Annotated in this window: 12 protein-coding genes and 2 pseudogenes; 10 read left to right on the top strand and 4 right to left on the bottom strand. The window is 71.7% G+C overall.

Features of this window, described 5'->3' with window-relative positions; genetic code table 11:
- The first annotated feature begins 135 nt into the window (after positions 1-135).
- A complete protein-coding gene (locus ABTW87_RS28540; RefSeq protein WP_350654339.1) occupies positions 136-1,374 on the top strand; it encodes an RNA-guided endonuclease InsQ/TnpB family protein in 1,239 nt (412 codons plus the stop codon).
- 32 nt (positions 1,375-1,406) lie between these two features.
- Here the strand turns inward: ABTW87_RS28540 and hppD are convergent, their stop codons facing one another.
- Positions 1,407-2,612, bottom strand: a complete 1,206-nt coding sequence (gene hppD / locus ABTW87_RS28535; protein ID WP_350654332.1) for a 4-hydroxyphenylpyruvate dioxygenase — start codon at positions 2,610-2,612, stop codon at positions 1,407-1,409.
- A 137-nt stretch (positions 2,613-2,749) separates the two neighbouring features.
- On the opposite strand from hppD, the gene ABTW87_RS28530 reads away from it, so the two are divergent.
- A complete protein-coding gene (locus tag ABTW87_RS28530; protein WP_350654331.1) occupies positions 2,750-3,244 on the top strand; it encodes an Lrp/AsnC family transcriptional regulator in 495 nt (164 codons plus the stop codon).
- Positions 3,245-3,338: 94 nt separating this feature from the next.
- On the opposite strand, the pseudogene ABTW87_RS28525 reads toward ABTW87_RS28530, so the two are convergent.
- Positions 3,339-4,335 (bottom strand): annotated as a pseudogene (locus ABTW87_RS28525) (ArsR/SmtB family transcription factor).
- Positions 4,336-4,399: 64 nt separating this feature from the next.
- Here ABTW87_RS28525 and ABTW87_RS28520 point away from each other — a divergent pair.
- From ABTW87_RS28520 to ABTW87_RS28500, 5 genes and pseudogenes are all read left to right on the top strand, one after another.
- Positions 4,400-5,623, top strand: coding sequence for an MFS transporter (locus tag ABTW87_RS28520; protein WP_350654329.1), 1,224 nt, complete (start codon positions 4,400-4,402; stop codon positions 5,621-5,623).
- Between the two features lie 114 nt (positions 5,624-5,737).
- Positions 5,738-7,162: an outer membrane protein assembly factor BamB family protein gene (locus tag ABTW87_RS28515; protein WP_350654328.1), complete on the top strand. Its 1,425-nt coding sequence runs from the start codon at positions 5,738-5,740 to the stop codon at positions 7,160-7,162.
- Between the two features lie 94 nt (positions 7,163-7,256).
- Positions 7,257-8,924 (top strand): fumarate hydratase, encoded by a 1,668-nt coding sequence (locus ABTW87_RS28510; protein WP_350654327.1) that lies wholly within the window; start codon positions 7,257-7,259, stop codon positions 8,922-8,924.
- A 46-nt stretch (positions 8,925-8,970) separates the two neighbouring features.
- Positions 8,971-9,345, top strand: a pseudogene (locus ABTW87_RS28505) (tetratricopeptide repeat protein); the annotation flags it as partial.
- A 45-nt stretch (positions 9,346-9,390) separates the two neighbouring features.
- Positions 9,391-10,800: a class II fumarate hydratase gene (locus ABTW87_RS28500; RefSeq protein WP_350654337.1), complete on the top strand. Its 1,410-nt coding sequence runs from the start codon at positions 9,391-9,393 to the stop codon at positions 10,798-10,800.
- A 326-nt stretch (positions 10,801-11,126) separates the two neighbouring features.
- Here the strand turns inward: ABTW87_RS28500 and ABTW87_RS28490 are convergent, their stop codons facing one another.
- On the bottom strand, positions 11,127-11,672 hold the full coding sequence (locus ABTW87_RS28490) for a CGNR zinc finger domain-containing protein (protein WP_350654325.1): 546 nt from the start codon (positions 11,670-11,672) through the stop codon (positions 11,127-11,129).
- Between the two features lie 86 nt (positions 11,673-11,758).
- Between ABTW87_RS28490 and ABTW87_RS28485 the strand changes: the two genes are divergently transcribed.
- Positions 11,759-12,721 (top strand): EamA family transporter, encoded by a 963-nt coding sequence (locus ABTW87_RS28485; protein ID WP_350654324.1) that lies wholly within the window; start codon positions 11,759-11,761, stop codon positions 12,719-12,721.
- Between the two features lie 147 nt (positions 12,722-12,868).
- Positions 12,869-14,548 (top strand): vanadium-dependent haloperoxidase, encoded by a 1,680-nt coding sequence (locus tag ABTW87_RS28480; protein ID WP_350654323.1) that lies wholly within the window; start codon positions 12,869-12,871, stop codon positions 14,546-14,548.
- On the opposite strand, the gene ABTW87_RS28475 is transcribed toward ABTW87_RS28480, so the two are convergent.
- On the bottom strand, positions 14,510-15,460 hold the full coding sequence (locus ABTW87_RS28475; protein ID WP_350654322.1) for an AfsR/SARP family transcriptional regulator: 951 nt from the start codon (positions 15,458-15,460) through the stop codon (positions 14,510-14,512). The genes ABTW87_RS28480 and ABTW87_RS28475 overlap by 39 nt on opposite strands.
- Positions 15,461-15,630: 170 nt before the next feature.
- On the opposite strand from ABTW87_RS28475, the gene ABTW87_RS28470 reads away from it, so the two are divergent.
- Positions 15,631-16,338: an HAD family hydrolase gene (locus tag ABTW87_RS28470; RefSeq protein WP_350654336.1), complete on the top strand. Its 708-nt coding sequence runs from the start codon at positions 15,631-15,633 to the stop codon at positions 16,336-16,338.
- Positions 16,339-16,370: the final 32 nt, after the last annotated feature.

Raw genomic sequence — 16,370 nt, 5'->3', positions numbered from 1 at the left:
CGACACCGACCAGACCGACCCGGCACCGATCGCCGCATAACATCAAACCGGATCCCGCGATGGCCGTCTCCTACACCACCAGCGCGGACGTGACCACCCATGTCATACCCCTGCCGTAACCTGCGGGTCGTGAGGATGGCGTACAAGTGTCGGGCCTATCCGGATCTGAACCAAGCCGCAACGTTCAACCGAACCTTCGGGTGCGTGCGCCTCGTGTGGAACAGAACCTTGGCTGAGCGTAACGCTCGCTGGCTCAACGCCGGCGAGTCCACCTCCTACCGTGCAACCGACGCGGCATTGACCAGGTGGAAGAAGACCGAGGAACTGGCGTTTCTGTCTGAAGTCTCGTCGGTGCCGCTCCAGCAGAGCCTGCGGCATCAGCATGCGGCGTTCGCAAATTTCTTCGCCGGCCGGGCCCGCTACCCACGATTCAAGTCCCGCACCGGCCGGCAGTCCGCCCACTACACGCGCGCCGCTTTTCGGATGCGCGACGGCCAACTGTGGCTGGCGAAGACCAGCGCGCCGCTGACGTTCGTGTGGACATGGGATGACATCGGCCCTGGCCGTTTGGACCCGACCATGGTGGTTTTGTCTCGAGAGTCGGATGGCCGCTGGTACGTGACCTTCGCCGTGGACACCCACGCCCCGGCCCCACTGCCGCCAACCGGCCGCGCCATCGGTGTTGATCTGGGTTTGACGGATTTCGCGACCACCGGCGACGGCCAGCGCATCGCCAACCCGCGGCATCTGGAGCGCAAGGCGCGTAACCTTGCCCGGTACCAGCGGCGAATGGCCCGCTGCGTCAAGGGTTCGGCCAATCGGCTCAAGGCGAAGACGAAGCTTGCGCGCGCGTACCGCAAGGTTCGCAATGCCCGCCTGGACTTCATCCACCGGGCGAGCGCGCGACTGGTCCGGTCGGCGGACACGATTGTGATCGAAGACCTCGCCGTGGCGAACATGGTCCGTAACCGTCGCCTGTCCAAGGCGATTTCCGACGTCGGTTGGGGTGAGTTCCGCCGGCAGTTGGAGTACAAGTGTCAGTGGTACGGGCGCACCCTCATCGTGATCGACCGCTGGTACCCCAGCACGAAGACGTGCTCGTCCTGCGGTTACCTGCTCGCGCAGCTGCCTCTCTCCTCCCGGGCATGGACGTGCCCGGGCTGCCGTACCCGACATGATCGGGACATCAACGCGGCGAGGAACATTTTGGCGGCAGGTCTTGCCGTGTCTGCCTGCGGAGGTGACGTCAGACATTCCGGCTCCGCTCGGGTGCTGTCGCCTGTGAAACAGGAAGTGGTCCCAACCGCACGCTCGCGTGCGGCTCAGCCTCGCGGCCGAGCCGCCAGCGAACCTGCGGCTCAGCCGCGAGGCTGAGGGGAACTCCGGCCCTTAAGGCCCGGAGGAAGTCAAAGGTTGCCTCGCTTCTCCTGCTCCCGCTCGATCGCCTCGAAGAGGGCCTTGAAGTTGCCCTTGCCGAAGCCGAGCGAGCCGTGCCGCTCGATCAGCTCGAAGAAGACGGTCGGGCGGTCCTGCACCGGCTTGGTGAAGATCTGCAGCAGGTAGCCGTCCTCGTCCCGGTCGACGAGGATCTTGCGGGCCTTCAGCTCCCCGATCGGTACCCGCACCTCGCCGATGCGGGCGCGCAGCTCCGGGTCGTCGTAGTACGAGTCCGGCGTCTCCAGGAACTCGACACCGGCGGCGCGCATGGCGTCCACGCTGGCCAGGATGTCGTTGGTGGCGACCGCGATGTGCTGGGCGCCCGGGCCCTGGTAGAACTCGAGGTACTCGTCGATCTGCGACTTCTTGCGGGCGATCGCCGGCTCGTTGAGCGGGAACTTCACCTTGCGGGTGCCGTTGGCGACCACCTTGCTCATCAGCGCCGAGTAGTCGGTGGCGATGTCGTCGCCGATGAACTCCGCCATGTTGGTGAAGCCCATGACCCGCTTGTAGAACTCGACCCACTCGTCCATCCGGCCCAGCTCCACGTTGCCGACGATGTGGTCGACGGCCTGGAAGAAGCGCTTCGGCTGGATCCCGGCGTCGATCATCGGCTGCCGGTCCACGATCGGGCCGCGCGCCACGAAGCCGGGCAGGAACGGACCGCTGTAGCGGGAGCGGTCGATCAGGGTGTGCCGGGTCTCGCCGTACGTGGCGATGGCGGCCACGCGCACGGTGCCGTGCTCGTCGCTGACGTCGTGCGGCTCGACCAGGCCGGTCGCGCCCTGCGCGGTGGCGTGGGCGTACGCGGCGTCGACGTCCGGAACCTCCAGCGCGATGTCGGAGACGCCGTCGCTGTGCGCGGCGACGTGCTCGGCGCCGTCGGCGCCCGGGCGGACCACACCGGTGAGGACGAACCGGGCCGAGCCGCTGGTCAGCACGTACTGGGCGTGGTCCCGGTAGCCCTGCTCCGGCCCCCGGTACGCCACGCAGGTCATCCCGAAAGCGGTCGAGTAGTAGTGCGCCGCCTGCTTGGCGTTGCCCACCAGGAAGTGCACGTGGTCGAGGCCCTTGACCGGGAAGGGGTCGCGGCTGATGTCGTGGTCGACGGCGCCGACCAGCTGGTCGACGTCGACCTCCTCGGTCGACTGGGGTCGGTCGATCGCCTGGGTCATGGTGGCCTCCCTCGCGTACCGGCCGGCCTCGTAGGCCGACGCTGTGCTCCTCCCGCGAATATCACCGTGAGCGCGTCCACTGGGCAACTGTTCGCGTTCTGGCTGGTCAGGTTGCGCAAGGAGTAGGGTCAGGACCCATGAACACTGGTCAGGATGTACAGCTCGATGCCCTCGACGCCCGCCTGATCGCGCTGCTCGCCGAGGAGCCTCGGATCGGGGTGCTGGAGTGCTCCCGCCGCCTCGGGGTGGCCCGCGGCACCGTGCAGGCCCGCCTCGACAAGCTGGTCGACCGGGGCGTCATCGGCGGGTTCGGGCCCGAGGTGTCGCCCGCCGCCATCGGGTTCGGGGTGACCAGCTTCGTCACGCTGGAGATCAGCCAGCGGCACGGCCACGACCCGGTCACCGCACACCTTTCGGCCATCCCGGAGGTGCTGGAGGCGCACACCATCACCGGCTCCGGCGACCTGCTCTGCCGCATCGTGGCCAGGTCGAACGCCGACCTGCAGCGGGTGATCGACCAGATCGTGCGGTACGAGGGCATCCGCCGCGCCTCGACGATCATCGCCCTGGCCGAGCAGATCCCCTACCGCGTCCTCCCTTTGGTCCGCAACGCGGCAACAGCCCCCCGCTGACCCTCACCTCCCGCGATCTTGCACTTTGTGCCCCGGCTTTCCACTCATAAGGGGCATACCAATGGCCAAAAGTGCAAGATCGCCGGGGAGGGGGTCAGCGGGGTGGGGTTGCGGTCAAGGCGTCGCCGAGGGGGGTGCGGCGGTAGAGGACGGTGCGGCCGGTTCTCGTGCGGGCGACCAGGCCCGCGTCGCGGAGCACCGCGAGATGATCGCCGACGCCGCCGAGGCTGAGCCCGAGTTGCGCGACCAGTTGACTGGTGGTGGCCGGTGCGGCCAGCGCCCGCAGCAGACCCGCCCGGCCCCGGCCGACCAGGCGGTCCAGCGCGTCCTCGGGGCGGGCCGGGTCGGGCGGACCGAGCAGTTCGGCCACTCCCGAGGCCGGGTAGACGATCGCGTACGGCCAGGGCTGCTCGACGTAGCTGATCAGGGTGCCGAAGACGGTCGGCACGAAGAGCAGGCCCTGCCCGTCCAGGGTGTACGTCGCCGGGTCCCGGTCGGACACCTCCAGGTACCCCCACCGCCCCGCCGGGCACCCAGCGCAGCCGGGGGTCCAGGTCCGCGACGGCGGCTCCCCAGCCGTACGCGAGCAGCCGACCCGCCCGGTGCAGCAGGTCCCGTTCCAGTACCGCCCGCAGGCGCGGCCAGTCCGGCTCGACAAGCGTCGCCCAGGCCGCCTCGATCCCGTCCGCGAGCCGGTCGACCACGTCCGGGGACTCGTAGATCTGGTGGGCGTACGCCGGGGGTGTCCGGTGCCCGGCGAGGTTGCGGGCCAGTTCCTCGCGTGCCTGGGCCAGCGGGGTCGCCCGCACCACGGCCAGCTCGTCGGCGAAGTCCCGCCCGGTGCCGTCCGGTGGCGGCTGGATGAAGTCGGCGTTGTACCCGCCCCGTCGCTGCAACGCCAGCAGCGCACCGACCGCCGGCAGTTCCCGGCGCAGCCGGTCGAACGCCGGTCGCGCCCGGGCCACCCAGGAGGTGAGGGCCGGGACGGAGCGGTGTCCGGCGCAGAGCCGCAGCGCCGAGACCGCCTCGCCGAGCGGGGAGACGGCGTACCGGCTGGCGGCGATGTCGGACGGGGTCACCTCGATGCGCATGCTGGACCTTTCGGTGGTCAGCGAAAGGATAGTGCGATCCGCGGACCGTTGGCACGCTGGCCCGGTGACCACCACGACCCGCGCCGACGCGGACGCCGACAGCGGGCCCGCCACCTACCGGGACGTCTTCGGCGTCGCCGAGTTCCGGGTCCTCTTCGGCAGCTACGGCGTGTTCCTGATCGGCGAGACGGTGAAGATGCTCGCCCTGTCGGTGCTTGTCTACGAGCGCACCGGCTCAGGGCTGCTCGCCGCCCTGGCGTACGTGACCGGGTTCCTCCCGCACGCCCTCGGCGGCGTGTTCCTGCTCGCGCTCGCCGACCGGTGGCCGCCCCGCGCGATCATCGTCGGGTACGACCTGCTCCGGTTCGCCATGGTGGTGGTGCTGGCCCTCGGCGTGCTCTCCCCGGCGGCCATGCTCGGCCTGGTCGCGGTCGTGAGCCTGTTCGCCCCGCTGAGCGGCGCCGCCCGCAGCGCGCTGCTGCCGGACGTGCTGCACGGCGACGCGTACGTGCTCGGGCGGTCCCTGCTCACCGTCGCGTCGGGCGGCACCCAGGTGGCCGGGTTCGCCCTCGGTGGCCTGCTGCTCGGGCTGGTCGGGCCGTACGGCGCGCTCTGGCTGACCGCCGCCACCTGCGTACTCTCCGCCCTGTTCGTCCGGGTCGGGCTGGCGCGGCGACCGAGCCGCTCGCGGCCGGGGGGTGGGAACGCGGTCCGCGAGACCCTGCGGGTCAACCGTGCGCTGCTGGCCGACCGGCGGGTCCGGGGCCTGCTGCTGGCGCAGTGGATCCCCGGCTCGGTGCTGGTCGGGGCGGAGGGCGTCGCCGTGCCGTACGCCGCCGGGCTCGGCGCCGAGGCCAGCGCCGGCGTGCTGCTGATGGCCGCCGCGTTCGGGATGCTCGTCGGCGACCTGCTGGTCGGGCGATTCGTCGCGCCGGCCCGCCGGGAGGCGTGGACGCCGTGGCTCGCGCTGCTGCTCGGCGTACCGATGCTGGCCTTCGTGGCCCGGCCGGGTCTGTGGCCGGCGGCTGTGCTCTTCGCGGTCGCGACCGCGGGCTTCGCCTACCAGCTCGGCCTGGCCCGACGGTTCCTCGACGCGGTGCCGGAGGCCCGGCGGGGGCAGGCGTTCGGGCTGGTGAGCACCGGTCTGATGGCGGTGCAGGGGCTGGCCGCCGCGGCCGGCGGGGCGCTGAGCGAGGTGGTGGCGCCCGGCACGGTGATGGCGCTGGCCGGCGTGGCGTCGCTCGTCGCGACGTCGGCGCTGTGGCGGATCCTCCGGCCGCCCCGGTGAGCTGGTGTTAACAGGGGGCCCTTCCGCTACCGCAGGCGTTAATAAGGGGCCCTTCCTTACACCGACGGCGCGCCGGGACGTTGTGGGGCGGGTGCGAGTGGCTACCGTGTTCCGGTGGCGAAGGGGAGCGGCCTTGGCGTGCGGGGTTGGCTGCTGCTCGGGCTGGTGACCGTCGTCGTGCTCTCGGCGACCGGAGTCTGGAACCCGTTTCCCGGCCTGTGGAACTGGGTGGACCGCAGCGACCCCATCTCCGAGCCGGACGTGGTCTGGCAGCAGCGCATCGGTGGGACGCCGCGCAGCGTCACCTTCGCCGGCGACGCCATCGTCGTCGAGCAGCGCACCCGGGTCGAGGCGCGGCGGCTCACCGACGGCAGCCAGCTGTGGGAGCGCAAGGCCGACTGGTCGGCGGTCGCGGGCGGCGACCGGGACGCCGTCGTCGTCGTGGGCAAGCTCCTGGTCAAGGGGTACGAGGTGCTCGACCCGACGACCGGCGTCACGCGGCGGCGCGACGGCGACGCGGTGGCCGTCTGGACGTGGCGGAACCTGCTGCTCGACGCCCGCTGCGCGGCACCCACCGACTGCACCCTCAGCGCCTGGGACCCGCGCGGCACCGCTCCCCTGTGGACGGCCTTCATGCCGGGGGTCCGCAGCGGCCTGCTCGGCGACAACCCGGACCTGCTCGACACCCGCCGGCTCGACGCCGTACGGATCGACGAGGAGGCGGCCGGCCCGGAGCCGGTGCCGGCGCTGCTCGGGTTCCCGGTCGACGGTCGCGTGCACGTGCTGGACACCGCCACCGGCCGGGTCCTCACCGACATCGAGCCCGGCCGGGACGAGCGGCTGTCGGTGGTCGGTGGCCGCCTGCTGCGGATCACCGCCCGGTCGGAGGAGGGCAGTTGCCTGTTCAGCATCTCCGGGCGGGACCCGGTCACCGGCCAGGAGGCGTGGCAGCAGAACGGCGTCAACCTGCGGACGGCCGAGGCCGTGGGCTGCGCGCAGCGGGAGGATCCGCAGGGCGCGCGCAGCGTGCTGATCGGGGTCGCGCCGGACGGCCGGGAGGCGGTCCTCGACGGGTACGACGGCCGCCTGCTCCTTCTCGCCGGCCCCGGCGAGAAGATCGTCGCCGTCGACGACCGGTACGCCCTGGTGCGCGCCGCCGACAAACGCTCGGTCTCCGCCCGGGACCTGGGCGGCGGCCGGGTCCGCTGGAGCCGCCCCGCCGGCGCGAAGGCGGGTGCGGCGCTCACCCCGTACGCGGCGGTGCTGGTCGACGACAAGCCCTCCCGGCTCGTGGCACTCGACCCGCGCTCCGGCGCGGAGCTGGCGGTCCTGCGCACGGCGGCCAACGCGCTCGCGGTCGGTGCCAACGGCATGATCATCGGCGAGGGCCGGGAGATCGGGTACGTCCGCTTCCGCGGCGCCGCGGTGGCCCCGCCCCCGGGCGGCGGCGACGGGCCCCGCCCGGCGGGCACCGGAGACGCGCCGGCGCCGGCCGACAGCTGCGGCCCGAAGGGGGAGCTGTGCCCGGACGAGGGGTGACCTGCCGTCCCTGACCGGCGCCGATGAGAGCGGTGTCCCAGGACCTACCCGGCGGGTGGGACCGAGCGGCCCTCCTGCCCTAGGCTTTCCGCTCATGAGCAGTGCCGCCGCCTTCTCGTACGCCCCCCTGCTGCCGACCGGTCCGGACCAGACGGAGTACCGCCTGATCACCGACGAGGGCGTCGACGTCGTCGACGGTCCGGGCGGTCGCCGGTTCCTCACCGTGGAGCCGGCCGCGCTCACCGCGTTGACCGCCGAGGCGATGCACGACATCGCGCACTTCCTGCGCCCGGCGCACCTGGCGCAGCTCCGGTCGATCATCGACGACCCGATGGCCTCGCCGAACGACCGGTTCGTCGCGCTGGACCTGCTGCGCAACGCCAACATCGCCGCCGGTGGGGTGCTGCCCATGTGCCAGGACACCGGCACCGCGATCGTGATGGGCAAGCGCGGCCGGCACGTGCTCACCGACGGGACGGACGCCGAGGCGATCTCCCGGGGCGTCTGGCAGGCGTACACCAGGCTGAACCTGCGCTACTCCCAGTTGGCGCCGCTGACCATGTGGGAGGAGCGCAACACCGGTAGCAACCTGCCGGCGCAGGTGGAGATCTACGGCGAGGACCCGGACGGGCAGCCGGACGCGTACAAGTTCCTGTTCATGGCCAAGGGCGGCGGCTCGGCCAACAAGTCGTACCTGTACCAGGAAACCAAGGCGCTGCTGAACCCGACGCGGATGATGCAGTTCCTGGAGGAGAAGCTGCGGCTGATCGGCACCGCGGCCTGCCCGCCGTACCACCTGGCCATCGTCATCGGCGGCACCTCCGCGGAGTATGCGCTGAAGACCGCCAAGTACGCCTCCGCGAAGTACCTGGACGCGCTGCCCACCTCCGGTTCGATGACCGGGCACGGCTTCCGGGACCTCGAGCTGGAGGCGGAGGTGCTGGAGCTGACCCGCAACTTCGGCATCGGCGCGCAGTTCGGCGGCCGGTACTTCTGCCACGACGTGCGGGTGGTCCGGCTGCCCCGGCACGGCGCGTCGTGCCCGGTGGCGATCGCCGTCTCCTGCTCGGCGGACCGGCAGGCGGTCGCGAAGATCACCCCGTCGGGCGTGTGGCTGGAACGACTCGAGACCGACCCGGCGCGCTTCCTGCCCGACGTCACCGACGCGCAGCTGGACAGCTCCGAGGTCGTCCGCGTCGACCTGAACCGGCCGATGGACGAGATCCGCGCCGAGCTGTCGAAGTACCCGGTGAAGACCCGGCTGTCGCTCAGCGGCCCGCTTGTCGTCGCCCGGGACATCGCCCACGCGAAGATCGCCGAGCGGTTGGACGCCGGCGAGCCGATGCCGGCGTACCTGCGCGACCACGCCGTCTACTACGCCGGCCCGGCCAAGACCCCCGAGGGGTACGCCTCCGGCTCGTTCGGCCCGACCACCGCCGGCCGGATGGACGCGTACGTGGAGAAGTTCCAGGCCGCCGGCGGCTCGATGGTGATGCTGGCCAAGGGCAACCGCTCCGCCCAGGTCACCCGCTCCTGCCACCAGCACGGCGGCTTCTACCTCGGTTCCATCGGCGGCCCGGCCGCCCGGCTCGCCCAGGACTGCATCAAGCATGTCGAGGTGCTGGAGTACGCGGAGCTGGGCATGGAGGCGGTCTGGAAGATCGAGGTGGCGGACTTCCCCGCCTTCATCGTGGTCGACGACAAGGGCAACGACTTCTTCGCCGAGGTGACCAAGCCGGTCCTCACCGTCGGCCGGCGCTGACGTCCCGCCGGCGCGTCCGACGTCGGTGCGCCCGCCCCTGGGGGTTGAACTCGGTGCCTTGGAGCGCGAGGCGGGCCGGCCGGAGGTGGCCGCGGCCCTGCACCGGGATGCGCTGGCCGCGATGATCGACTCGGGCGACCGGATCGCGCAGTGTGCTTCGCGCAACCTGCTCGCGCGGGCGATCCTCGAACAGGGCGACGTGTCGAGCGCGCTGGACCTGTTCCGTCGGGTGCTGAGCGATGCGACCAAGATCAGCACCCGGTACGAGCAGGCCCGGGCGCTCGACGGTATCGCCCGCTGTCTGCGTACCACCGACCCGGCCGCGGCCCGCTCGCACTGGACCCGGGCGCTCGCCCTCTTCCGCGAGCTCGACGTGCCGGAGCGGCTGGAGGTGGAGCGGCTGCTCGCCGAGCTGGGCTGAGCGGCTCGCCGCGAACATCTGCACGCAGTCGCGGTGCGCGGCAGGATGGTACGCGTGACGACTCCAGAGGCGACGGGCTACCGGATCGAACGCGACTCGATGGGCGAGGTGGAGGTGCCGGCCGAGGCGCTGTGGCGGGCACAGACGCAGCGCGCCGTGCAGAACTTCCCGATCTCCGGCCGGGGGATCGAGCCGGCCCAGATCCGGGCGCTGGCCCAGATCAAGGGGGCCGCCGCGGAGGTCAACGGCGAGCTGGGCGTCATCGACGCCAACGTGGCGGCGGCGATCGCGGCCGCCGCCGCGCACGTGGCCGACGGCGGGTACGACGACCAGTTCCCGGTGGACGTCTTCCAGACCGGCTCCGGCACCTCGTCGAACATGAACACCAACGAGGTGATCGCCACGCTGGCCAGCCGGGAGCTGGGGAGTGACGTGCATCCGAACGATGACGTCAACGCGTCGCAGTCGAGCAACGACGTCTTCCCGTCCTCCATCCACCTGGCCGCCACCGAGGCCGTGGCGCGCGACCTGCTGCCGTCCCTGGCGCACCTCGCGCAGGCCCTGGAGGCGAAGTCCGCCGAGTTCGAGACCGTGGTCAAGGCCGGGCGTACCCACCTGATGGACGCCACGCCGGTCACCCTCGGGCAGGAGTTCGGCGGGTACGCCGCGCAGGTCCGCTACGGCATCGAACGGCTGGAGGGGGCACTGCCCCGGCTCGCCGAGCTGCCGCTCGGTGGCACCGCCGTGGGTACCGGCATCAACACCCCGCTCGGGTTCGCCGCCAAGGTCATCGAGAAGCTGCGCGCGTCGACCGGGCTGCCGTTGACCGAGGCGCGCAACCACTTCGAGGCGCAGGGCGCCCGGGACGCGCTGGTGGAGACCTCCGGGCAGCTGCGTACCGTCGCGGTCGGCCTCTACAAGATGGCCAACGACATCCGCTGGATGGGCTCCGGCCCGCGCGCCGGCCTGCGGGAGCTGCGGATCCCGGACCTCCAGCCGGGTTCGTCGATCATGCCCGGCAAGGTCAATCCGGTCGTCTGCGAGGCCGTCCGCCAGGTCTGCGCCCAGGTGATCGGCAACGACGCGGCGGTGGCCTTCGCCGGGTCCCAGGGCGACTTCGAGCTGAACGTCATGCTGCCGGTGATGGCCCGCAACATCCTGGAGTCGATCAAACTGCTGGCCGAGTCCAGCCGCCTGCTCGCGGACCGCTGCGTGGTCGGCCTGGTCGCGGACGCCGAGGTCTGCCTGGCGTACGCGGAGGGGTCACCGTCGATCGTCACCCCGCTCAACCGTCACCTCGGGTACGACGAGGCGGCCTCGATCGCCAAGGAGGCGCTCGCGAAGCAGATCTCCATCAAGGAGGTGGTGATCGCGCGGGGCCACGTGGACTCCGGGAAGCTCACCGAGGAGCAGTTGGCGGAGGCGCTGGACCTGCTCCGGATGACCCACCCCTGACCGGGCCCGATCCACTGCGGGGTAACCGAATCCGCCAGGCGGACCGAGACATGGTGCGGCCTCCTTTGGAGCTGACTCGTTCGCGTCATCGCCCCGGCGGCGGGACCGCCCGGCCGGGGAGCGAGCGGGCCCACCGCGATGCCGCGCTCGGAAACTGAGCGGTGGGCATCGCGGTGGAACTCGGGCAGCAGCCGCCGACCTGCAAGTACCTCGAACAGTTCGCCAAAGCCCTCGACACCGGCGGCCTCTATGCCCGCATGCTCAGGTCTGGTTACGCGGTTGGCACAAGATCCTGGCGGAATCCTGGGCCCTCCGTCGGCGAGCCGTCAGCGCCGGGCGGCGGCCTTGCGGGCGCGGTAGGCGGTGACGGCGGCCCGGTTGCCGCAGCCCGCCTCGCAGAACCGGCGGGAGCGGTTCCTCGACAGGTCGACGAGCACGTTGTCGCAGTCGGGGTGGTCGCAGGTCCGCAGCCGGCTCAGCTCCCCGCTGCGGACCAGGTCGGCGATTGCCATCGCGGCCTCCACCGCCATCCGGACTGCCAGCGGCGCGTCGCGGGGCACGGCGTGGAGGTGGTACGGCTCGTCGTCATGCGTGATGAGCTGCGGCAGGGCGTGGTACTCCCGGAGCAGCCCGTTGACGATCGTCACGATCCCGTCGGTGTCGGAGTGCCAGATCCGGCGTAGCCGCGGGCGCAGCGCGCGGACCGCCCGCAGCTCGGCCTCGGTGTGTTCGTGCCGGCCGCTGTAGGCGTGCGCCACGAAGAACTCGTCAAGCGCGGCGACGTCCGGTAGACCCTCGCCGTCGCTGCTGTCGGTGTTGACAAGGGCGGCGGCCGCGATCAGCGAACATTCGGTGTCATGGGCAAAAAGCAACTTGACTCCTGTCAGGGCGCCGGCCTAGCGTCATCGGCATACCCATAGTTTGCCCATGACCGGGCGCGGTCGCCAAGGAGAGCCCCATGCGCCAACCATCCGTCGGCGGTGCCGGCCTCGCCCTGGCCGTGTTCTCGGCGCTGACCTTTGCCACGTCCGGGACGTTCGCGCGGTCGCTCATCGACGCCGACTGGTCGGCCGAGGCCGTGGTGATCGTCCGTGTCGGCCTCGCCGCCGTGGTGCTCGCGCTGCCCGCGGCGCTGGCCCTGCGCGGACGCTGGTCCGTGCTCCGGCGCAACCTCGGCTCGATCGGCGTCTTCGGGCTGCTCGGGGTCGCCCTCGCGCAGGTCTGCTTCTTCAACGCGGTGCGGTACCTGCCGGTCGGCGTGGCCCTCATGCTGGAGTACCTGGGCATCGTGGTGGTCGTCGGCTGGATGTGGCTGGCGCACGGGCAACGCCCCCGCCGGCTGACCGTCGCCGGCTCGGTCGCCGCCCTGGCCGGGCTCGGCCTCGTGCTCGACCTGACCGGCGCCGGCCGCCTCGACCCGGTCGGTGTCCTCTGGGGCCTCGGCGCGGCGGTCGGGCTGGCCGGCTACTTCGTGCTCGCCGGCCGGATGGACGCGAACCTGCCGTCGGTGGTCCTGGCCTCCGGCGGGATGGCGGTCGGCGCCGGCGTGCTGCTCCTGCTCGGCCTCGTCGGGGCACTGCCACTGCGGGCCGCCTTCGGTGCGGTCGACTTCGCCGGGCAGCGCACCAGCTGGCTCCTGCCGGTGGCCGGGCTGGTACTGGTGGCGGCGGTGATCGCGTACCTCGCCGGGATCGCCGCGACCCGCGTCCTGGGTGCCCGGCTGGCCTCGTTCGTCGGCCTGACCGAGGTGATGTTCGCGGTGCTCATCGCATGGCTGGTCCTCGACGAGCTGCCCACGCTGGTCCAGCTGCTCGGCGGCGCGCTGATCGTCGCCGGGGTCGCCCTGGTCCGCCTCGATGAGCCGCGCGAGACCCCCGCGGCAACCGACGCGCAGGAGCCGGTGCTCGCCGCCGACCGCTGACATCCGGCTCCGCCGTCGGCGTCGCGGCTACCGGACCACCCCGGCTGCGGTAGCGGCACCGTAGCCGGTTCGTAGCGGGCCAGCCCAGGATCTCGGTGACCGTGGCCATTCAGGCCGGTCGATCAGAGTCTCTCTCCGAGGAGTTCCATGGGCTGGCTGCGTACCTCCCCTCGCCGATGGAGCGCGTTCGCGCTCGCGGCTGTCAGTCTCGGCACCGTCGCCGCGGTGGCGCCATCCGCCCCCGCGTCGGCCGCCGGTCCCTCCGACCACGTCCTCTACTGGAACGACGTCCTCCTGCGGACCTACCGGCAGGAGGGTGGTGCGCCCGGGCCGCTGGCTCGGGCCGGCGCGATGCTGCACGGCGCCATCTACGACGCCGCGAACTCCGCCCTCTGCGCCACCGGTGCGGACCGGTGCCTCGGCCAGCAGTACCGGACCAAGGTGGCGCCCACCCCGGGCGTGACCCCCGACCTGGCAACCGCCATCGACTACGCGGCGTACGACACGCTGCGCAGCATCTATCCGCAGCGGAACTTCAGTGCCGATCTGACCGCGGCTCAGGATGGCATCCCCAACTCGCCCGCCCGGACCGACGGGCAGCGGATGGGTTCGGCCGCGGCCCAGGCGATGATCTCCTTCCGTGCCGGCGACGGCGCTCCGGACACCTCGACCTACGCCGACGGAACCGTACCGGGGCAGTGGCGCCGCACCGGCTCCGGCGAACCCGCGACGCCGGAATGGGGACTGGTCAGGCCGTTCGCGATGACCTCGAACACCCAGTTCCGTCCGGGGCCTCCGGCCGGACACTCCAGCTACGCCTCGCTGCTCGCCAGCCAGGCGTACGCGGACCAGCTCAACGAGGTGAAGGGGCTGGGCCGGTACGACAGCACCACCCGTACCGCCGATCAGACCCAGGCTGCCTGGTTCTGGGCGAACGACCTCGACGGGACATACAAGCCTCCGGGGCAGCTGTTCGCCCACACCCAGATCGTGGCCAAGGCGGCCAAGCTCACGCAGGCCGGTAACGCGCGGCTGTTCGCTCTGGTCGGGATCGCGATGGGCGACGCGGCGATCGTGTCCTGGGACGCGAAGTACCAGACCACGATCGACCTGTGGCGGCCGGAGACCGCGATCCAGCGGGCCAACGAGGACGCACGCAGCGACACGACCGTCGACGCCGGCTGGAAGCCGCTCTCGGCCGACCGGAACAACGTCCGGTTCTCGCCGCCGTTTCCGGCGTACTCGTCCGGGCACGCCACCTTCGGCGCCGCCTGGGCGGGCGCGATGAGAGGCTTCTTCGGCTCGGACACGTTCAACTTCGCCGCCACCACCGAGGACCCGCACGCGGTCGGCGTCGTCCGCAACTTCGCCACGTTCAGCGCGGCGGCGACGGAGAACGCGCGCAGCCGCATCTGGCTGGGTGTGCACTATCAGTTCGACGCGGACAGCGGGCTCTCCTCCGGGACCGCACTGGCGAACCACGTCACCGCCAACGTCCTGCGGCCCACCGCGTCGTACACCTTCGACGGTTTCTACGAGAACGGCGTGAAGGTGGGCACCTCCATCCCGGACGCCGCGGCGCCGTCATCCTTCACCGTCGGGTTCAAGCTGACCGCGGGCGGCACCGCGGTCACCGATCCGGGGGCGGTCGTCGGGGCGTCGTGGAACGGGCGGCCCGCGACGGCGGGCACGGTGACCTTCGCCAACGGCCGGTACGACATCGCGGTCTCCGTACCGAAGTCCTGCGCGGGACAGACCTGGACCTTCACCGTGCTGCTCCGCGACGGCTCACGCCGCGATCTCGGGGTTCGGTGCTCCACCGTCTGATCTGAGACGGGGTGCCGGTGGTGTGGTCGGGTCCTTCGACCGCACCACCGGCACCGTCGAGCCCAGCAGCAGGCGACGGATGTCGCGGAGCGCCTGCTCGACCTCGTCGAGCCGGACCAGGGCGTCCCACAGGTCACCGCTCTGCCGGCCGGCGCCGGGATCCGCGCGCAGCAGGGTCTGATACGCCGAGGTCAGCTCCGCTCCCGGCTCCACGCCCAGTTCCTCGCGCAGGAGCGCACGGGCGCGGTGGAAGGCGGCGATCGCCTCGCTGCGCCGGCCGGCACCGTGGAGGGCGATCACCAGGTGCCGCCACATGGACTCGTGCAGTGGGTGCTGTTCGACGAGCGCGGTGAGGGTCGGGATCAGCTGCTGATGCCGTCCCTCGTGCAGTTCCAGCCCGATCAACTCGGTCAGCACCGTGAACCGCTCCTCCTCGAGCAGCGCTGCGGCCGCAGGCACGAACGGCGCGTCGACGTCACCGAGGGGCGGCCCGGTGTGCAGCCGTAACGCCGCGCGGAACGCCTCTGCCGCCGCCTGCCGCCGCCCGGCGGCGAGCAGCGCCCGACCGCGTCGCCCGCGGTGCCGGAACTCCGTCACGTCGAGGTCGGCCGGATCGACCCGGAGCAGGTAACCGGTCGCGAGCGTGCGCAGCTCGACGCCGGGCACGTCCCGCAGCAGGCGGCGAAGGAGGGAGACCTGTCCGTGCACCTGGGTGCGGACGGTACGCGGTGGGTCGGTGCCCCAGATCTCGTCGACGATCTGGTGCGACGGGACCAGCGCGTTGGCGCGGAGCAGCAGCAGCGCCAGCAGTGATCGCACCCGCCCGGTGGGCCTTCTCGCACCCCGGTCGCTGTGCACGGTGAGTGGGCCGAGCAGCCGAAATCTCACCACGCCCGCCTGATGTCCGGCCATCCGGAACGAGCAGCTGTCACTTGTCCTCCACCCCCGTGTCCAAGGAGAACTCAAGCTTCCGCAACCATAGAAGTTGCACGATGCAATGACAATGACACGTTCAGTCGATGCAAACGGTTGCCAACGCGTGCTGCGGTGGGGCGGCCGGCACCGTCTGGGACGATGGCCGGGTGCTCACCACTGTCGTGTTCGACGCCGACGAGACGCTGCTCGACCTTCGCCCGGCGGTGACCGGCGGGCTGGTGGCCGTACTCGAGGAGATGCGGCGGCTGACCCCGGCGGCGGCGGAGGTGTCCCTGGCGGACCTGGAGTCCGACTGGGACGCGGTCTTCGGCGTGCACGCCGCGGCGCCGGTGCGGGAGATCCGGCGGGCCGCGCTCGCCCGTTCGCTGGCTCGTGCCGGGCTCGAGGCGTACCTGGACGACGCGGCGGAGCTCTTCTTCGCGCGACGGTTCGCGCTGACCCGGCCGTTCCCGGACGTGCCGCCCGCCCTCGCCGTGCTGCGCCAACGCTGGACGCTGGGCTTCGCCACCAACGGCAACAGCCGCGCCGAACGCTGCGGCCTCGCCGGCGAGTTCGCCTTCGAGGTGTACGCGCACGAGGACGGCGTGCCCAAGAAGCCGGCTCCGGAGTTCTACTCGGCGGTGGTCGCGGCAGCCGGGGCGCTGCCCGGGCAGGTGGTGCATGTCGGCGACTCGATCGCCCACGACGTGGTGGGGCCGCAGGACGCCGGGCTGCGCGGGGTGTGGCTCAACCGCACCGGCCGGTGCTGCCCGCCCACGGTCCGGCCGGACGCCGAAGTGTCCACCTTGACGGACCTGCCCGCCGTTATCGCTGCGCTTACGGACGAAGCCGATCTCTCGGGCGTTATCGGGTAGGTGTCTGGCGGAAACCGTTGCGGTGTTGTTCG

It is taken from the genome of Micromonospora sp. NPDC126480, assembly GCF_040302465.1.
GTDB lineage: Bacteria > Actinomycetota > Actinomycetes > Mycobacteriales > Micromonosporaceae > Micromonospora.
This window is presented reverse-complemented; position numbering and strand designations above follow the sequence as displayed.

Bases quoted from the DNA above. Each gene is read 5' to 3' on its own strand.
- ABTW87_RS28540 (WP_350654339.1), top strand. From the start codon at position 136: ATGGCGTACAAGTGTCGGGCCTATCCGGATCTGAACCAAGCCGCAACG.
- hppD (WP_350654332.1), bottom strand. From the start codon at position 2,612: ATGACCCAGGCGATCGACCGACCCCAGTCGACCGAGGAGGTCGACGTC.
- ABTW87_RS28530 (WP_350654331.1), top strand. From the start codon at position 2,750: ATGAACACTGGTCAGGATGTACAGCTCGATGCCCTCGACGCCCGCCTG.
- ABTW87_RS28510 (WP_350654327.1), top strand. From the start codon at position 7,257: ATGAGCAGTGCCGCCGCCTTCTCGTACGCCCCCCTGCTGCCGACCGGT.
- ABTW87_RS28500 (WP_350654337.1), top strand. From the start codon at position 9,391: ATGGTACGCGTGACGACTCCAGAGGCGACGGGCTACCGGATCGAACGC.
- ABTW87_RS28485 (WP_350654324.1), top strand. From the start codon at position 11,759: ATGCGCCAACCATCCGTCGGCGGTGCCGGCCTCGCCCTGGCCGTGTTC.
- ABTW87_RS28480 (WP_350654323.1), top strand. From the start codon at position 12,869: ATGGGCTGGCTGCGTACCTCCCCTCGCCGATGGAGCGCGTTCGCGCTC.
- ABTW87_RS28475 (WP_350654322.1), bottom strand. From the start codon at position 15,460: ATGGCCGGACATCAGGCGGGCGTGGTGAGATTTCGGCTGCTCGGCCCA.